13 protein-coding genes are annotated in these 16,322 nt (G+C 63.1%); 9 read left to right on the forward strand and 4 right to left on the reverse strand.

Translation table 11 applies throughout. The features are described 5' to 3' along the window. Window positions 1-73: 73 nt before the first annotated feature. The 3 genes from CLAM6_RS10445 to CLAM6_RS10455 are packed head-to-tail and all read right to left on the reverse strand — an operon-like array spanning window position 74 to window position 3,089. Window positions 74-1,594, reverse strand: a complete 1,521-nt coding sequence (locus CLAM6_RS10445) for a tripartite tricarboxylate transporter permease (RefSeq protein WP_043334188.1) — start codon at window positions 1,592-1,594, stop codon at window positions 74-76. Then, on the reverse strand, window positions 1,594-2,064 hold the full coding sequence (locus tag CLAM6_RS10450; protein ID WP_107334525.1) for a tripartite tricarboxylate transporter TctB family protein: 471 nt from the start codon (window positions 2,062-2,064) through the stop codon (window positions 1,594-1,596). The genes CLAM6_RS10445 and CLAM6_RS10450 overlap by 1 nt, the downstream gene beginning before the upstream one ends. A gap of 59 nt (window positions 2,065-2,123) precedes the next feature. After that, on the reverse strand, window positions 2,124-3,089 hold the full coding sequence (locus tag CLAM6_RS10455) for a Bug family tripartite tricarboxylate transporter substrate binding protein (protein WP_153636023.1): 966 nt from the start codon (window positions 3,087-3,089) through the stop codon (window positions 2,124-2,126). Window positions 3,090-3,737: 648 nt separating this feature from the next. Here CLAM6_RS10455 and CLAM6_RS10460 point away from each other — a divergent pair. From CLAM6_RS10460 to CLAM6_RS10500, 9 genes are all read left to right on the forward strand, one after another. After that, window positions 3,738-4,514, forward strand: a complete 777-nt coding sequence (locus CLAM6_RS10460; protein WP_107334523.1) for an SDR family NAD(P)-dependent oxidoreductase — start codon at window positions 3,738-3,740, stop codon at window positions 4,512-4,514. A 192-nt stretch (window positions 4,515-4,706) separates the two neighbouring features. Next, entirely contained in the window at window positions 4,707-6,299 is a 1,593-nt protein-coding gene (locus CLAM6_RS10465; protein WP_153636024.1) for an aldehyde dehydrogenase (NADP(+)), read from the forward strand. Window positions 6,300-6,469: 170 nt separating this feature from the next. Further along, window positions 6,470-7,495 carry a sugar kinase gene (locus CLAM6_RS10470; protein ID WP_153636897.1) on the forward strand — a complete coding sequence of 342 codons (1,026 nt, stop codon included), beginning with the start codon at window positions 6,470-6,472 and terminating at the stop codon, window positions 7,493-7,495. Window positions 7,496-7,595: 100 nt separating this feature from the next. Continuing rightward, window positions 7,596-8,609 carry a 2-hydroxyacid dehydrogenase gene (locus tag CLAM6_RS10475; protein WP_153636898.1) on the forward strand — a complete coding sequence of 338 codons (1,014 nt, stop codon included), beginning with the start codon at window positions 7,596-7,598 and terminating at the stop codon, window positions 8,607-8,609. A gap of 145 nt (window positions 8,610-8,754) precedes the next feature. After that, complete coding sequence (locus tag CLAM6_RS10480; RefSeq protein ID WP_153636025.1) at window positions 8,755-9,897, forward strand: LacI family DNA-binding transcriptional regulator; 1,143 nt, start codon at window positions 8,755-8,757, stop codon at window positions 9,895-9,897. Window positions 9,898-10,062: 165 nt separating this feature from the next. Further along, the gene (locus CLAM6_RS10485; protein ID WP_153636026.1) at window positions 10,063-11,163 is read left to right on the forward strand and encodes a TRAP transporter substrate-binding protein; all 1,101 of its coding nucleotides are present in this window, start codon (window positions 10,063-10,065) and stop codon (window positions 11,161-11,163) included. 117 nt (window positions 11,164-11,280) lie between these two features. Continuing rightward, window positions 11,281-11,898, forward strand: a complete 618-nt coding sequence (locus CLAM6_RS10490) for a TRAP transporter small permease (RefSeq protein WP_153636027.1) — start codon at window positions 11,281-11,283, stop codon at window positions 11,896-11,898. Then, window positions 11,895-13,202 carry a TRAP transporter large permease gene (locus CLAM6_RS10495; RefSeq protein WP_054557135.1) on the forward strand — a complete coding sequence of 436 codons (1,308 nt, stop codon included), beginning with the start codon at window positions 11,895-11,897 and terminating at the stop codon, window positions 13,200-13,202. The genes CLAM6_RS10490 and CLAM6_RS10495 overlap by 4 nt, the downstream gene beginning before the upstream one ends. Window positions 13,203-13,616: 414 nt before the next feature. Next, window positions 13,617-14,486 (forward strand): DUF4437 domain-containing protein, encoded by an 870-nt coding sequence (locus CLAM6_RS10500; protein ID WP_153636028.1) that lies wholly within the window; start codon window positions 13,617-13,619, stop codon window positions 14,484-14,486. Window positions 14,487-14,731: 245 nt separating this feature from the next. Here the strand turns inward: CLAM6_RS10500 and uxuA are convergent, their stop codons facing one another. Next, a complete protein-coding gene (uxuA, locus tag CLAM6_RS10505) occupies window positions 14,732-15,907 on the reverse strand; it encodes a mannonate dehydratase (RefSeq protein ID WP_153636029.1) in 1,176 nt (391 codons plus the stop codon). Between the last annotated feature and the right edge of the window lie 415 nt (window positions 15,908-16,322).

The raw sequence follows: 16,322 nt of genomic DNA on the forward strand, positions 1-16,322 counted from the left end.
AGGCATGTCGGATGGTGTGCAATTCTACCGGAAACCCTGCCAGTTGAGGAAAGGCCACTCGGCTGACGTCCTTTCAGGCATCCTGGGGCTGAGTCGCTTCCTCTGCCTGCGGTGCCTTACGCCCTGCCTTCACCCCGTTGACGATGATCATGCTCCACACCGCCACCGCGGCGATGGCCAGCACCATGGCGATGGGACGGTCCACGAAGGCGGTCAGGTCGCCATTGGACTTGAGAATCGAGCGCATGAAGTTGCTCTCGACGATCGGTCCGAGAATCACCGCCAGAATCATCGGCCCGACCGGGAAGTCATTCTCGGCCATGAAGAAGCCCATCAGGCCGATGCCGAGCATGATCCAGATGTCGAACATGGCATTGTTGGCCGCGAAGGCACCGACGATGCAGAACATCAGGATCAGCGGGAACAGGATGCCGGTGGGAATCGACAGGATGTGACGCGCCCCACGGATCGCCATGAAGCCCAGCGGCAACAGCAGTAGGTTGGCCAGCACGAAGACCATGAAGATGGCGTTCACCAGCGGTGCCTGGTCGGTGAAGACGTCCGGCCCCGGGGTGATGCCCTTGGTCATCAGGACGCCGATGATGATTGCCGTCACCGTATCGCCCGGGATACCGAACACCAGCGCCGGAATGTAGGCACCGGATAGCGAGGCATTGTTGGCAGAACTGGCCGACACCAGGCCTTCCGGATGGCCCTTGCCGAACTTCTCCGGCGTTCTGGAGAACTTGCGGCTAACGGCATAGCTGATCCAGGAGGCGATGTCGGCACCGGCGCCCGGCAGAGAGCCGATCACGGTTCCCAGCGCCCCACCGCGCAGCACGCCGCCCTTGTACTTCCATAGGGTCGAGCCGACGCCCTCGAAGGGACGCTTGATGACCGGCGGTACGATCGGCGCCGGGTTGCGCGTCTCAGGCATGCGGCGGATCAGCTCGGAGATCGCGAACAGCCCGATCAACACCGGCAGGATGGAGATACCGGCCAGCAGGTCGTAGTTGCCGAAAGTGAAACGCATCTGGCCCGAGACACTGTCCATACCCACCATCGCGATGACCAGACCCGCCAGCATCGAGATGCCGCCCTTGAGCGGATCACGCCCCGAGACGAGGATCGCGCAAGACAGCCCCAGCAGTGCCAGCCAGAAGTACTCATCGCTGGTGAACTGGATGGCGAACTCGGCGATGCGCGGTGCGAAGAAGGCCAGGATCAGCACCCCGATCACGCCGCCGATCATCGAGCAGGTCACGTTGAGGCCCAGCGCCAGACCCACCTTGCCCTGCTTGCCCATGGCATAGGCTTCCTCGGTATACACTGCCGAGGCTGGCGTACCGGGGATTCGTAACAGCGCCCCGGGGATGTCCCCGGCCACAATCGCCATGGCCGTAGCGGACACGATGGCGGCGATAGCCGGTAGCGGGTCCATGAAGAAGGTGACCGGCACCAGCAGGGCCGTGGCCATGGTGGCGGTCAGGCCCGGAATCGCGCCCATGAACAGCCCGAAGAGGGAGGCGGCCAGGATGATCAGCATCACTTCCCAAGTGAAGACCATAGTGGCGGCTTGCAGTAAGTCACTCATCAGTAAATCACCTTTTCCAGCAGTCCCAGCTCGAGCGGCACGTGCAGCAACTGGCCGAACACACCCCAGATCACCCCCGTCGCCGTCACCGCAATGCCGGCAGCGGGCATCCAGCGTCGATGATGGAAGGTGTAGAGCAGCAAGGTGAGCAATACAAAGGACACCACGGGGAAGCCGACCACCGGGGTGAGATAGATGTAGGCGATGATGGAGGCACAGATGGCCACCAGCGTCAGAATGAAGGTGATCAGCGGCACGGGGTGCTGCCAGGCAAACCAGACTTCACGATTGCGCAGCCCACGGACGAGCAGGATGGCCCCGAACAGTATCAGCAGTGCGCCGATAACGGTGGGAAAGGTACCGGCCCCATATTCCTGGCGCGGCAGGTTCTTTAGGTCGAGGGAGGCATATATGACGGCAGCCCCGAAGGCTGCCGTCACCACACCCGTTACCTTGTCGTTGGTACGCATGTGCGGTTACTCATGAAGACTCAGGAGGAAACGTTCGAACACGAAGCGATGCGACATGCTCAGTTGGCCAGACCCAGTTTTTCGATGGTGGCAGCGTTCTTTTCATCCTGATCTTTCATGAAGGCACGGAACCCTTCGGCATCTTCCCACACGGTGCCGTAACCGCGGCTGGCCATGAAGTCCTGGAACTGCTCGGACTTCCAGACCTTCTCGGCGGCTTCAGACAGACGCGCGGTGACCTCTTCCGGCAGGCCCTCAGGACCGACCAGACCACGCCAGGAACCCTGGCTCCACTCGGAACCGGTCAGCTCCTTGGCAGACGGAATGTCCTCGAAGGAATCGACACGCTCATTGGCCAGTACCGCCAGCGCCTTGACGCGACCCGACTGGCGCATGGATTCGATTTCCGGCAGCGAGGAGAACACGACATCCACGCCACCGGCGGCCAGTTCCTGCAGGCCCGGTGCCGCGCCTTCGCTGGGTACCAGCGTCACGTCATTCGGGTTGATGCCCTGTTGATCCAGGAAGCCCGCGAAGGACAGATGGTAGGCCGCCCCCGGCGCAGAACCTGACACGGTGTAGTCACTGGGGTTGGCCTTCAGCGCGGACAGCGCATCATCCAGCGTCTTCCATTCGGAATCGGCATTCACCGTGAAGGAGGCGTAGTCCAGGTTGAGCAGCGCGATCGGCGTAAAGTCCTCATAGGACAGTTGCGCGGTGCCGATGTGCTGATAGGTGGCGATCTCTGCCGTGCCAAGCCCCAGGGTATAGCCGTCGGGACGCGCCATCTTCATGGCCATGTGCCCCACCACCCCGGAACCGCCGGTCTTGTTGACCACATTGACCGGCTGACCGAGCTCTTCCTGCAGGCCCGCCGCCAGCTGACGACCGACCGCATCAGTACCACCACCGGCAGACCAAGGCACGATCAGCGTGATGGGCTTGTAGGGATAGTCGGCTGCCATTACCGCGGAAGCGGACAGGGTCAGCACGGAGGCACAGAGGACTTGTGACAATTTACGCATGGCGAAGACTCTCTCGTTGTCTTGTTATGGAGGCGTTGCGTGGCTGTGTCGATTGTGGCGTTGCAGCGTGGGGCAGCCGCTTTGAGGGTTGGCGTTGACTGCCCCGAATACGCAGATCAGTGTCAGCGGGATGCACGAATTTTACAAGTTATGACAACTTGAACTTTAGACCAATCCAAAAATGGACGGCAGGGAGGGAGCGGGGATTGTAGGTCGTGACGGGCTGGCCGGATCAACCCCTAGGATAGCCGACCCCGGCCCCTGCGACCCTTATCCAATGGCCGCAATGTCTTGCGACTCATTGACCGATCCGCATCGAACGCGCCGCCATAAGCCGTTGATATAGATTATTTATCAGAGTTTTTACGACAAATCAGTCTCTTGCCTGATAAGCACAACCCCCTCCCCCTCCAGCCCCAGTCAGCACCGCACGAACCAGGCCTCAGGACAGCCTTCTCACGTCATTTGATAGGCGGGACTGCACTAAAGCACTATTCGTTAGTTGTCATTATTTGTTTGTCGATCCTGTTTGTCTGGGCTAAGGTGACTCGTGCCGAGAGGGAGCCGATGCTCGCCGCAGGCCCCTCCACCTTTCATTCGCCATGCCGCCTCCAAGAGCGTACGGCTTTCCACCGTCAGGAATCCCACATGTTCACCGATCTCAAGCAGAAGAAAGTTCTCATCACCGGCTCTACCAAGGGCATTGGTCTGGCTGCCGCTGTCGCCTTCGCCCGTGAGGGTGCCGTGGTCGGCATCAACAGCCGTCAGCAGGATGACGCCGCGCGTGACGCCATCGCCCAGCTGGAAGCCACCGGGGCACGCTTTGAATATTTCGCACGTGATCTGTCCACCAGCGAAGGCTGCGCCGCCCTGGTGGAAGACTTCACCAAGGCCTTCGGCGGCATGGACGTGCTGGTCAACAACGCCGGTGGCCTGGGCGTGCGTGCAGGACTCGAGAGTCTGGACGATGCCGCCTTCGACCTGGTGATGGACCTGAACCTGCGCTCCGCGATCATGACTACCAAGTACGCCATGCCGCACCTGAAGGCCTCCGCCAAGGACTCCGGCACCACCGCCAGCGTCATCAGCACCGGCTCCATCGCGGGTCGCGAAGGCGGCGGTCTGGGCGCCTCCCTGTACGGCGGCACCAAGGCCATGCTGCACAACCTGCATCGCAACTGGGTGAAGGAATTCACCAAGGACAACGTGCGCTTCAACATCGTGTCGCCGGGCACCATCGATACCGTCTTCCATGCCGACAAGAGCGAAGAGCTGCGCACCAAGATCGCCGGCAGCATCGCCATGGGCCGTTTCGGCACCTCCGAAGAATGCGCGCCGACCTTCCTGTTCCTCGCCTCGCACGCCACCAGTGGCTACATCACGGGCCAGGTGATCGACATCAACGGCGGCCAGATGTGCCCGTAAGGCATGTCGCCTGTCACCTTCAGCGCGGTGAAATGACGTGAATTGACGCGCAACCCCCAAGGCGGTGACGCCTCGACCGGCCTGGCCTGTCGAGGCGGCTGCCCCCTTGTCCCACTGCGCGTCCTACGCACAGCACCTACCAAGCACCGTACGTCCCACGCACAGCACGCCCAACGAAAAGAGAGACGCCTCATGTCACCTTCCGATCAGACGACACTGCGCGGCCATCAGCTCATCGGCCAGCAGAGCCTGCTGGCTGACGGCAAGACGGTTCATGCCATCAATCCTGCCAATGGCGAACGACTGGCCCCCGGCTATCCGGCCGGTGGTTCCTGCGAGGTGGAGCTGGCCTGCCAGTTGGCACATGACGCCTTCGACAGCTTCCGGGAGACGGACGCCGAGACCCGCGCCGGCTTCCTCGAGACCATCGCCGAGGAAATCGAGGCCATCGGCGAGCAGATCACCGAACGCGCCCTTCAGGAAACCGGCCTGCCGCGTGCACGTCTGGAAGGCGAACGCGGACGCACCTGCGGTCAGCTGCGTCTGTTCGCCGGTGTCGTACGCGCAGGGGAATGGCTGGATGTGCGCATCGACCCGGCCATGCCGGAACGCAGCCCGATGCCACGTGCCGACCTGCGTCAGCGGCGTATCGGTCTCGGCCCTGTGGCGGTGTTCGGGGCCAGCAACTTCCCGCTGGCCTTCTCGGTGGCCGGTGGCGATACCGCCTCGGCCCTCGCGGCGGGCTGCCCGGTCATCGTCAAGGCGCATTCCGCTCACCCGGGCACGTCCGAGCTGGTCGGTGGTGCCATCCAGCGTGCCGTGAAGCGCTGCAACCTGCCGGAAGGCGTCTTCTCGCTGCTCTACGGCAGCGGCAACACCCTGGGCCAGGCACTGGTCAATGACCCGCGCATTCAGGCCGTGGGCTTCACCGGCTCGCGCAGTGGCGGCACGGCGCTGCTCAAGACGGCTCAAGCCCGCCCGCAACCGATTCCGGTCTACGCCGAGATGAGCAGCATCAACCCGGTGCTGCTGATGCCGGCCGCGCTGGAAGCTCGCGCCGAAGCGCTGGGACAGGCCTTCATCGCCTCGCTCAACATGGGTGCCGGCCAATTCTGCACCAATCCGGGGCTGGTACTGGCGCTGGAAGGTGAGGCGCTGGAGCGCTTCCTCAACACCGCCGCCGACAACGTCGCGGCCAGTGCCTGCCAGACGATGCTGACGCCAGGCATTCATGACGCCTACCGCGGTGGCGTGGAGAAGCTTTCCGCCCTGCCCCAGGTACAGGAAGTGGCGCGCGGTGCGCTGGATGGCGATAACGCAAGCCCGTGTCAGACCGCGCTGTTCCGCACCACCGGCAGCGACTTCCTGAGTGAAGCCGCATTGCAGGAAGAAGTCTTCGGTGCCAGCTCGCTGGTCATCGCCTGTCGCGATCTGGACGAGATGCGTGCGGTCTGCGAGCACCTGGATGGCCAGCTGACCGCCACCCTGCATCTGGACGATGCCGATATCGATGCCGCGCGCAGCCTGATGCCGGTACTGGAACGCCGCGCGGGTCGCATTCTCGCCAATGGCTGGCCAACCGGTGTCGAGGTCTGTCAGGCGATGGTCCACGGCGGCCCCTGGCCTGCCACCTCCGACAGCCGCACCACCTCGGTGGGCAGCGCGGCGATCGAACGCTTCCTGCGTCCGGTGTGCTACCAGGACCTGCCCGAAGCACTGCTGAGCCCGACCCTGCGTGACAGCGCCGACCTGCCACGCCTGGTGGACGGCAAGCGCCAGCACTGAGTCGCGCCAGCACTGAGTCTGTCGGCAACTGGTACGCGACAATCAGTACGCAACAAGTGACACGCGACCAGCAAGACGGCGCAGCACTACCATGACGGCGCGGCTTCGCCAGCCGCGCCGTCATGCCTGACAAATACAAGGAATGTCTCCAAGACAAAGGACACGCCATGATGTCTGAGCAAGCCAGCGCGTCTTCGACGCCCACCTCTTTCCCTTCTTCCTCGCCACTGGAAATCCTCGCCTTTGGCGAAGCCATGGCCATGCTGGTCGCCGAGAGCGAGGGAGATCTTGCGCACGTCTCACATTACGAGCGCCGTATCGCCGGGGCCGACACCAACGTCGCCATCGGCCTCGCCCGCCTGGGCTTTCATGTCGGCTGGCTGAGCCGCGTGGGTGACGACAGTCTCGGGTGCTATCTGCGCCAGACCCTGCAAGACAATGGCCTGGACTGTCGCCATCTGACTCGGGACAGCGAAGCGCCCACCGGCCTGATGTTCAAGGCGCGCGCCAGTCAGGGCGAAGACCCCCACGTCGAGTACTTCCGCCAGGGCAGCGCCGCCAGCCGCATGAATGCACGCGATGCCGATGGCATCGATTTCAGCGCCCTGCGCCACCTGCATGCCACCGGCATTCCGCCGGCCATCTCCCCCAGCTGCCGCGAGCTGTCCTTCCACCTCTTCGAGCAGGCCCGCGCCTCAGGCGCCAGCATCTCGTTCGACCCCAATCTGCGCCCCACCCTGTGGTCGAGCGAGCGTGAGATGCGCGACACCCTCAATCAGCTGGCAAGCCGCGCTGACTGGGTACTGCCGGGACTGGCGGAAGGCGAACGTCTGACGGGCCACAAGACCCCCGAGGCCATCGCGGGCCACTACCTCGAACAAGGTGCCAAGGCCGTGATCATCAAGCTCGGCCCCGAGGGAAGCTATTACCGTGGGCTGATCGGCGGCCAGGAAGCCGCCTTCAGTGTCCCCGGCCAGCGCGTCGACCAGGTCGTCGATACCGTCGGTGCCGGCGATGCCTTTGCGGTGGGTGCCATCAGCGCCTTGCTCGATGGACTGTCACCTGAAGCTGCCATGATTCGCGCTAACCTGCTGGGCAGTCGCGCGGTGCAGGTGCGCGGTGACATGGAGGGCCTGCCGGATCGCCAGACACTCACGGCGATCGAGAACGGAGAGGCCGCCAGTCTCGTGTCCTGAGCCGCGATCCAATCCTGTCGATCCGCGCCTGTCGAACGCTCATGAACTCAAGGAGACCTCCATGCACGCACAGCACTACTCGCCACAGGGAGCCAGCCAGATGGCCAGCGATGCGGCCAACCCCCTACCCCGCCGCAAGGTCGTCGTGCTCAAGGCACTCGACGATGACCAAATGAGCAACCTGCGCGAGCATCATGATGTCGTGGTGTTGCCTGAGGGTCTGTCCGCACAGGCGCGGGAAGACGCGCTGCGCGAGGTCCTGCGCGATGCCCACGGCCTGATCAGCTCAGGCCATGTGATCACGCCATCGCTGCTGGACGCCGCCCCAGTCCTGCGGGTGATCTGCTCGGTCTCGGTGGGCTATGACAACTACCCGCTGGCGGCGATGAACGCGCGCGGCATCCTGTTGTGCAATACCCCGGATGTGCTGACCGAGACCACGGCGGACACCGGCTTCCTGTTGATCATGGCCACGGCGCGGCGCGCGGTGGAGCTGGCCTGCAAGGTTCGCGATGGCCAATGGACAGAGAGCCTCACACCGTCCCACTTCGGCACGGATGTGCACGGCAAGACGCTGGGCATGATCGGCATGGGGCGCATCGGCGCGGCGATCGCACGGCGCGGCGCGCTCGGCTTCAACATGCGCATCCAGTACTCGAACGCCTCTCTCAAGCCTGAGCTGGAAAGCGAGCTTGGCGCGACCCGCGTCGAACTGGACTCACTGCTCAAGACCAGCGACTTCGTGTGCGTCACCGTCCCGCTCAGCGAGCAGACCGAACGCCTGATCGGCAAGCGCGAGCTGGAGTTGATGCCCGCCAGCGCCTTTCTGATCAACATCGCCCGCGGACGCGTCATCGATGAAGGCGCCTTGATCGAGTGTCTCGAGCGCGGCGGCATTCGCGGGGCGGGGCTGGATGTCTTCGAGCAGGAACCGCTGCCGGCAAGCTCGCCGCTGACGCGCCTGCCTCAAGTCGTGGCGCTGCCGCATATCGGCTCGGCGACCCATGAGACCCGACGCGCCATGGCGCAGCGTGCGCTGGACAACCTGCTGTTGGCGCTGGCAAGCGAATCCCCCTTGAGCGCGGTCAATGAAGCCCACTGGACGCGCCGCTAGCACGGGCCCGCCTGCCAGACCAAAGTGCTGAAGGGATAGCCGAGGGATTGCTCTATGCTGACGACAAGGAATTGGAACAATCCAAAACGCCAGCGCCCCAGCCCAGGCTTGGGATGACAACAAGAAAACGCCCAGGAACGACGCCATGAAAGCGCCCATCACGCCACCCCCTGCTCGGGAAGATGCCGACACGTCATCGCAAGCCTCGTCATCACAGGGCCATTCACCTCAGGGCCATTCAACCCAGGGCGCCTCGAGCAGCATCACGCTCCAGGATATCGCGGCCCACGCCAAGGTCTCGCGCAGCACGGTCTCGCTGGTGCTGCGCGAAAGCCCGCTGGTGGCGAAGCGCACCCGCGAGAAGGTCCAGGCCTCCATCAAGGCGCTGGGCTATGTCTACAACCGTGGCGCCGCCGCCATGCGTGGCAGCCGCACCGCCACTCTGGGCGTGGTGGTCTATGACATCGCCAACCCCTTCTTCGGCTCCATGGTCGCGGGTATCGATGCCGCCCTGCATCAGGAAGGCTATGTGTCATTTCTCGCCAACAGCGAGGATTCCCCCGAGCGCCAGCAACGCTTCATCGAGCGCATGCGTGAACATCGCGTCGATGGCCTGCTGCTGTGCCCCGCCGAACACACAGACCCCAACCTGATCCATCAACTGGCCGACTGGGGCATGCCCTGCATCCAGGTGATGCGCTATCTGGACGCGCCGCCCTTCGATTACGCCGGCACCGATTTCCGGCGCGTGGCCGAGATGGCCGTCAATCATCTCGTCAGCCTGGGCCATCAGCGCATCGCCTTCATCGGCGGCGCGGATCACTCGGTCAGCCATGACCGTTGGCTGGGCTATCAGGCCGCGCTGGATCGCCACGGCCTGACCTATCGCCGCCTGGTACGCGGCAACGGCGTGACCCGACGCGTCGGCCATGAACTGATCAAGAGCCTGATGCAGGAAAGCCCTCGCCCGACGGCGGTGGTCTGCCATAACGACCTGGTGGCCTTCGGCGCCATGCTGGGCCTGCGCCAAATGGGGCTCGAGCCCGGCCGCGACTGCGCCGTGATCGGCACCGATGACGTCGAGGAAGCCGAGCTGGGCGACCCGCCCCTGACCAGTATCGCCACGCACCCCTACGCCATCGGGGAACAGGCGGCGCGCCTGGCCTTGCGCCGGATTGCCAATCCCGGCGGCGAGCGAGAGAGCGTCATCATGCCGCCGGAACTCAAGATACGCCGCTCCTGCGGGAGTCCTGACGACGCCAGCGTCGCGACGCCCCCGAAGGGGTGATACCAAGCTTCAGCTGAACGGCACGTCATGCCTGGAGAGCATCGACAAGCCGCGCAGCACCCGAGCATGGTCCGGCAGTCTGGAGACTGTCGGTCTGGCAAGCGCAAGACGCAAGACCAGAAGATGCAAGGCACAACAACAAACAACGCCAAGGAAAACGCCATCATGCTGAATTGGATCAATCCAACCAATGCCTCTCTCTCTATTTCTACCTCTATCCCCGTCTCTCCCTCCCAGCGCTCACGTCTGAGCTCTCGTTTGAGTGCACGGCTAAGCAAAGGGCTAGGCAAGAGCCTGGCCGTCGCGGCCACCACCGGCACCCTGCTGGGTGCCACGCTCGGTTTCTCGGCCAGCGCCCAGGCGATGGAGCTGCGCTTCGGCCACGCCGGCACCGAAGATACTGCCTATCAACTCGGCGCCGAGCGGCTGCGCGACCTGCTCGCCGAGAAGACCGATGGCGACATCAACATGACCATCATGGGCAACTCGGTGCTGGGCCATGAGACCGAGATGTTCGAGCAACAGATGGCCGGCGCGCTGGACATGTCCATCGTCAGCCCCGGACTGATCACCGACTTCTCGCCCACCGCCAACGTCTTCACGATTCCTTTCCTGTATCGCGATGTCGATCACTGGCAGAAGGTGCTGGATGGCGATGTCGGCCAGGAGATCGCCCAGAAGATCAGTGACGAGACCGATGTGAAGGTGCTGGCCTACTTCGGGGGCGGCAAGCGACATATCGTCAGCTCGCGCGAGGTCACCTCACTCGATGACCTTGAGGGCCTCAAGCTGCGTACCAACCCGACCAAGCCGCTGATCGTCGCCTGGCAGGCACTCGGGGTCGAACCGAGCGTGGTGGCCTGGAAGGAGATCTACACCGCCATCCAGCTGGGCGCGATCCACGGCCTGCTCAACGAGCCGGAATGGACCCTGCGCATGCGCTTCCACGAAGTCGCGCCCAATATCGCGCTGTCCGAGCACGACATCACCGTGCGCCTGCTGACCATGTCCAAGATGTCCTGGGACAACCTGGATGAGCAGCAGCAGAAGACCCTGATGGAGTCGGCCCATGACGCGGCGGCCTATGCCCGCAAGGTGCAGCTGGAGCAGGATGCGGACGCCCTCGCCGAGCTCGAGAAGCAGGGTGCCAAGCTGCATGAGATCGACCGTGAGCGCATGCAGGAAATCGTGGCCGAGCCGCTCAAGGAAGTGATCGCCGAGATGGGCCTCAAGGAAATCTACGACAAGGTGCGTGCGGTCAAGTAAGCCACGCCTGGGGGGCAGCCATGCAGCGTCTGGCTGCCCCGTCTTCAGGTTGGCTTGAATGATCTCGCCGCCTTGCGTCGAGCTCCTCCCCCTCGCACTCTTCTTGAGGACAGTGCCATGCATCCTGTGCTCTCAGGGCTTTCGCGCCTGAACCGGACGCTCGAACGTCTGCTCTATCTCGTATTGCTGGCGCTGCTGGCAAGCTTCATCGTCTTCATCATCTATCAGATCGCCAGTCGCAATCTGGCCTTCCTACCGCGCCTGTTCTGGACCGAGGAATTCAGTCGCTTCGCCTTCCAGTGGATGGTGATGCTGGGCACTGCGGTCGGGGTGCTGCACGCCGATCACTTCGTGCTGGAAGCCTTTGCGCGTGGCAGCCGTGCCGATCTCGTCACGCGCTGGATTCGTGATCTCGCCTGCCTGTTGCTGGGGGTGCTGTTCATCGTGCACGGCAAGGACTTCGCCCTTTCCGGTCTGCGCCGCAGTGCCATGGCCTCGGGACTGTCGATGATCTACGTCTACTCGGTATTCACCGTCAGCGGCGTCTTCATCGTGCTTTTCAGCCTGCAACGGTTGCTGCATGCCTGGCTACACGGCATGCAAGCCATGGAGAAGGCGCTCAATACGCCCAATGAGGCGGAAGCGCTGGCAATACCGGAGGAGACGGCAGCGGTTCAGTCTCCCGCCATCGCCAGCCATGCGCATGGCGCGACTGATCGGAGGCCCCTGTCATGATGCCAATGGACTGGCTCTACCTGATGCCCTGGCTGCTGTTCGGCGTGCTGGGCGTGTTGATCGTGATCGGCATCCCCATCGCCATGGCGCTGGTGCTGACGGCGACGACCCTGATTCTGCTCGACCCGCGCCTGACCTACTGGATCATGTTCCAGCGCATGTACAACGGCATGGATTCCTTCGTGCTGCTGGCCGTGCCGCTGTTCCTGCTGGCCGGCAACCTGATGAATGCCGCCAGGATCACCGACCGGCTGATCACGCTGTGCATGCGGCTGGTCGGCCACTTCCGCGGCGCGCTGGCCCACGTCAATGTGCTGGTCAGCATGCTGTTTGCCGGCGTGTCCGGCTCCTCCACCGCCGACAGTGCCGGCGTGGGCACGGTGCTGATTCCGGCCATGAAACGCGAAGGCTATCCAGTCAGCTTCGCCGTCGCGGTCACCGCGGCCTCCTCCGTGATGGGCACCATCATCCCGCCGTCGATCAACATGATCGTGTGGGGCGCGCTGACCAATACCTCGATCGCCGGCCTGTTTCTCGGCGGTATCCTGCCCGGCGTGATGATCGGCGTCGCCCAGCTGCTGCTCAATACCCGCTATGTCCGCCGCTACGATGTGCCGGTGCGCAAGCGCGCCACCCTCAAGGAGCTGGCCAGCTCCGGCAAGGATGGCCTGCTGGCCGCCGGGATTCCGATCGTCATCATCGGTGGCATCACCCTGGGCATCGTGACCCCCACCGAGGCCGCGGTGATCGCGGTGGTCTATGCGCTAGCGCTGGGCTTCGTGGTCTATCGCGAGCTGGATCTCACCAAGTTGCTCAATGCTTCCACCGACACCGTCAGGCTGTGCTCGCTGTCGCTGTTCAGCCTGGTGGGCGCGGCCATCTTCGGCTATCTGATCAGCTTCTATCAGATTCCGCCCAAGCTGATGGCGGGCGTCAGCATCACCGACCCGACGGTGCTGTTGATCGTGATGACCATCGTGCTGCTGGTGATCGGCACCTTCATGGATGCCCTGCCCGCGATGGCGATCATGGCGCCCATCTTCTATCCGCTGGCGATGTCGGCAGGTGTGCACCCCGTGCAGTTCGGTGTCATCGGCGTGATGGCGCTGGGGCTGGGCCTGATCACGCCGCCCTACGGCCTGTGTTTGATGATATCCGCCAAGATAGGCGGCATTCCTCTGCTCAAGGCCATGGCGACCACCATGCTGTATCTGGGCGTGATGCTGGCCGTGATCCTGTTGATGATCCTGTTCCCAGAATTCGTGCTGACCATTCCGCGCCTCATCGCCCCTGACTTCGTCTGACCCGGCGCACTATCCGGACATTCCGAAAACTGTTTGAGGAATGTCCGGAACTGCCAACTTCTCGTCCTCGCATACCTCTCTGCCTCCCCTAGCGGCTCATTCCTTCCCGCCTCATCCCAGCGGGCCGGGCCGCACTAGCAGCACGAACCCGCCCCAAAAGCGCGCCAACGTCGTGATCTGTCGAAGAATCCTCCGCAACTCAGGGTGAGCGCCACGCCACAGGTCATGGCATCGTCTTGAGCCTTTGCGCCGATAACACGCCCAAGATGAACGGCTGATTATCATGTTTTTATTGAAAGTCTTTACGCCATCTGCCGCTATATTCCGCCGCCTGCCCGTTCCAAGATTCACTGCGTCGATTGCCAGCGCATCGGCATTGTCCCCCTTCTTCCCATGACCAGACAGGCAGCCACCATGAAACGTCCCTTCTCCCTTGCTCTTCTCGGCCTCTCGGTCGCCTTCGCCAGCATGACCGCCCACGCCGATGACCACTCCACGCTCACACCGTCCAGTGAAGTCGTCCAGCAGTCCGACATCGACTGGGGCTACCTGAATCCGCTGCGCGGTGACCAGAGCCCGGCGGCCGGCGACCTGTGGGGCGACCGCACCAAGGATGGCGCTTCAGGCTTCCTGGTGAAGTTCAACGAAGGCTTCTCCTCACCGCCCCACATCCACAACATCACCTACCGTGGCGTGGTCATCCAGGGCGAGGTCCACAACGATGACAAGAACGCCGATGAGCTGTGGCTGCCCGCAGGCTCGTTCTGGATCCAGCCGTCAGGGGAATCGCACATCACCGCGGCCAGAGACAAGGTCAACATGGCCTACATCGAGATCAATGAAGGGCCCTACCTGGTACAGCCGGAATCCGAGGCCTTCCACAACGATGAAGAGCCGCTGAATGTCGCAGAGAACAACATGGTGTGGCTGGATGCCAATGACATCCGCTGGATCAACCTGCCGGGCAGCGACGACGCCGAGCAAGGCCCGAAGACCGCCTTCCTGTGGGGCAACCCGGACGTCGGCCAGCTGAGCGGCCGCCTGGTGAAACTGCCGGCCGACTTCTCCGGTGAGATCACCAGCCACGCTGACGAATTCCGCGCCGTGGTCATCAAGGGCGACCTGACCCACGAGACCGAAGGCAAGGACGACAGCCAGAGCCTGGCGACTGGCAGCTACTTCGGCTCTCAGGGCGAGATCACCCATGACATCACCACCGGCGCCGACGGCGAGACTCTGCTCTACGTGCGCACCAATGGTGATTTCGACATCGTCGAAGACTGAAACCTGCGGTCGTCTGAACTCTTGGTTCTGAACTCTTGGCTCTGAACTCTTGGCTCTGAACTCTTGGCTCTGAACTCTTGGCTCTGAGCTCTGAGCTCTGAGCTCTGAGCTCTGAGCTCTGAGACCAGAATCAGCAGACATCGCGACCTGCAGCAAACACGAACGGCCACCCCGGTCTCAAGACCGCGGGTGGCCGTTCGTGTTTGTGTTGCGTTGATATACGTACCCGCCATCAGGCGACGCCGTCAGGCCAGTCTTTGGACCGCCATTTCGAGGCCCCGGATTTCCGCCAGCCCCTTCATGCGCCCATACAGCGGGTACCCCGGGCGGGTCTCGCGCCGGGCGTCATCCAGAATGTGGTGGCCGTGATCCGGGCGCATCGGCAAGGGCGCGCCACCAGACACCAGGCGACGGCGCTCCTCCGCGACCAGCACGCTGATGATGTCCACCATGTCCAGGTCGCCCTCGAGATGTTCAGCCTCATGGAAGGAGCGCTTGTCCTCGCTATCACGCCCAGTGGCCCGCAGATGGGCAAAGTGGATATGAGGGGCGAAGCGCCGCGCCATGATGCACAGGTCGATCTCCGGATTGGCCCCGTAGGAGCCGGTGCAGAACGTCAGGCCATTGGCGGGGCTGGGCACGACACCCAGCAGCCAATCGGCATCCACCATGCTCGAGACCACGCGCGGCAGGCCAAACATCGGCCGCGGCGGATCATCAGGGTGAATGGCCAGTCGAATGCCGACCTCTTCCGCCACCGGCACGATGGCCTTGAGGAAGGTGGCCAGGTGCTGGCGCAGTCGCGCGGCATCGATACCATCATAGGCCGCAAGCGCCGCTCGGAACTGGGCCAGCGTGTAGCCTTCTTCCGCCCCCGGCAGCCCCGCGATGATGGTGCGGATCAACTTCTCACGCCCGGCATCATCGAGCGACGCCAGATGCCTGAGCGCGGCCTGCTGCTCTTCGCTGCTGTACTCGTGCTCAGCGCCGGGGCGCTCCAGTAGATAGAGATCAAAGGCCGCGAAGGCATCCTGATCAAAGCGCAACGCCGTGCCGCCCTCCGGCAGCTGCCAGGCGAGGTCGGTGCGCATCCAGTCCAGCACCGGCATGAAGTTGTAGCACACGGTGCCGATCCCGCATTCCGCCAGGTGGCGCAGCGACTGCTGATAGTTGGCGATATGGCGATCACTGCCGGGCGCGGCCTGCTTGATGCTCTCATGCACCGGAATGCTCTCGACCACCGACCACCTGAGCCCAGCCGCCTCGATCTGCGCCTTGCGCTCACGAATGGCCTCCAGCGGCCAGACCTCGCCGTTGGGAATCTCATGCAGCGCCGTCACGATACCTGTCGCGCCGGTCTGGCGAATTTCCTCGAGCGTGATGGGGTCCGCGGGACCGAACCAGCGCCATGTCGCTTCCATGTCATCTCCTTGACGGTCAAAGGGGGCAAATGCCACCTGCCGACAAAATATGACAACTTGTATCAGCTGCTGCCATGCGACCTATGTCGCTGCCGGCGAGCGGCTCACCGGGCGCACTTCCCTCTGAAGATGGGCTCAACCCTTGATCGCGTCTCGAGATACCAGGCCGACCAGATACCCATAGCGCTCACACCTCACAAAAAACCCCTTGCAATCAGTAGTTTGCTATCATTACCCAATAGCTCACCATCATTCCTCCTTGCGCAATCGCTGCCACACCCCTTTCGTGACATGTCTGTTGGCGGCCACCAAGACGCGCTTTTTGGGTCACGACACTAGACTTATTGCTCATCAAAAGTTGTCAATATTTGTTTGATCAGTCACCCCTTCCCCCCTATAGTGAGTCTCGAAAACA

Source organism: Cobetia sp. AM6 (assembly GCF_009617955.1).
GTDB lineage: Bacteria > Pseudomonadota > Gammaproteobacteria > Pseudomonadales > Halomonadaceae > Cobetia > Cobetia amphilecti.

Bases quoted from the DNA above. Each gene is read 5' to 3' on its own strand.
- CLAM6_RS10480 (WP_153636025.1), top strand. From the start codon at position 8,755: ATGAAAGCGCCCATCACGCCACCCCCTGCTCGGGAAGATGCCGACACG.
- CLAM6_RS10445 (WP_043334188.1), bottom strand. From the start codon at position 1,594: ATGAGTGACTTACTGCAAGCCGCCACTATGGTCTTCACTTGGGAAGTG.
- CLAM6_RS10495 (WP_054557135.1), top strand. From the start codon at position 11,895: ATGATGCCAATGGACTGGCTCTACCTGATGCCCTGGCTGCTGTTCGGC.
- CLAM6_RS10475 (WP_153636898.1), top strand. From the start codon at position 7,596: ATGGCCAGCGATGCGGCCAACCCCCTACCCCGCCGCAAGGTCGTCGTG.
- CLAM6_RS10490 (WP_153636027.1), top strand. From the start codon at position 11,281: ATGCATCCTGTGCTCTCAGGGCTTTCGCGCCTGAACCGGACGCTCGAA.
- CLAM6_RS10470 (WP_153636897.1), top strand. From the start codon at position 6,470: ATGTCTGAGCAAGCCAGCGCGTCTTCGACGCCCACCTCTTTCCCTTCT.
- CLAM6_RS10500 (WP_153636028.1), top strand. From the start codon at position 13,617: ATGAAACGTCCCTTCTCCCTTGCTCTTCTCGGCCTCTCGGTCGCCTTC.
- CLAM6_RS10450 (WP_107334525.1), bottom strand. From the start codon at position 2,064: ATGCGTACCAACGACAAGGTAACGGGTGTGGTGACGGCAGCCTTCGGG.
- CLAM6_RS10460 (WP_107334523.1), top strand. From the start codon at position 3,738: ATGTTCACCGATCTCAAGCAGAAGAAAGTTCTCATCACCGGCTCTACC.
- CLAM6_RS10455 (WP_153636023.1), bottom strand. From the start codon at position 3,089: ATGCGTAAATTGTCACAAGTCCTCTGTGCCTCCGTGCTGACCCTGTCC.
- CLAM6_RS10485 (WP_153636026.1), top strand. From the start codon at position 10,063: ATGCTGAATTGGATCAATCCAACCAATGCCTCTCTCTCTATTTCTACC.
- uxuA (WP_153636029.1), bottom strand. From the start codon at position 15,907: ATGGAAGCGACATGGCGCTGGTTCGGTCCCGCGGACCCCATCACGCTC.
- CLAM6_RS10465 (WP_153636024.1), top strand. From the start codon at position 4,707: ATGTCACCTTCCGATCAGACGACACTGCGCGGCCATCAGCTCATCGGC.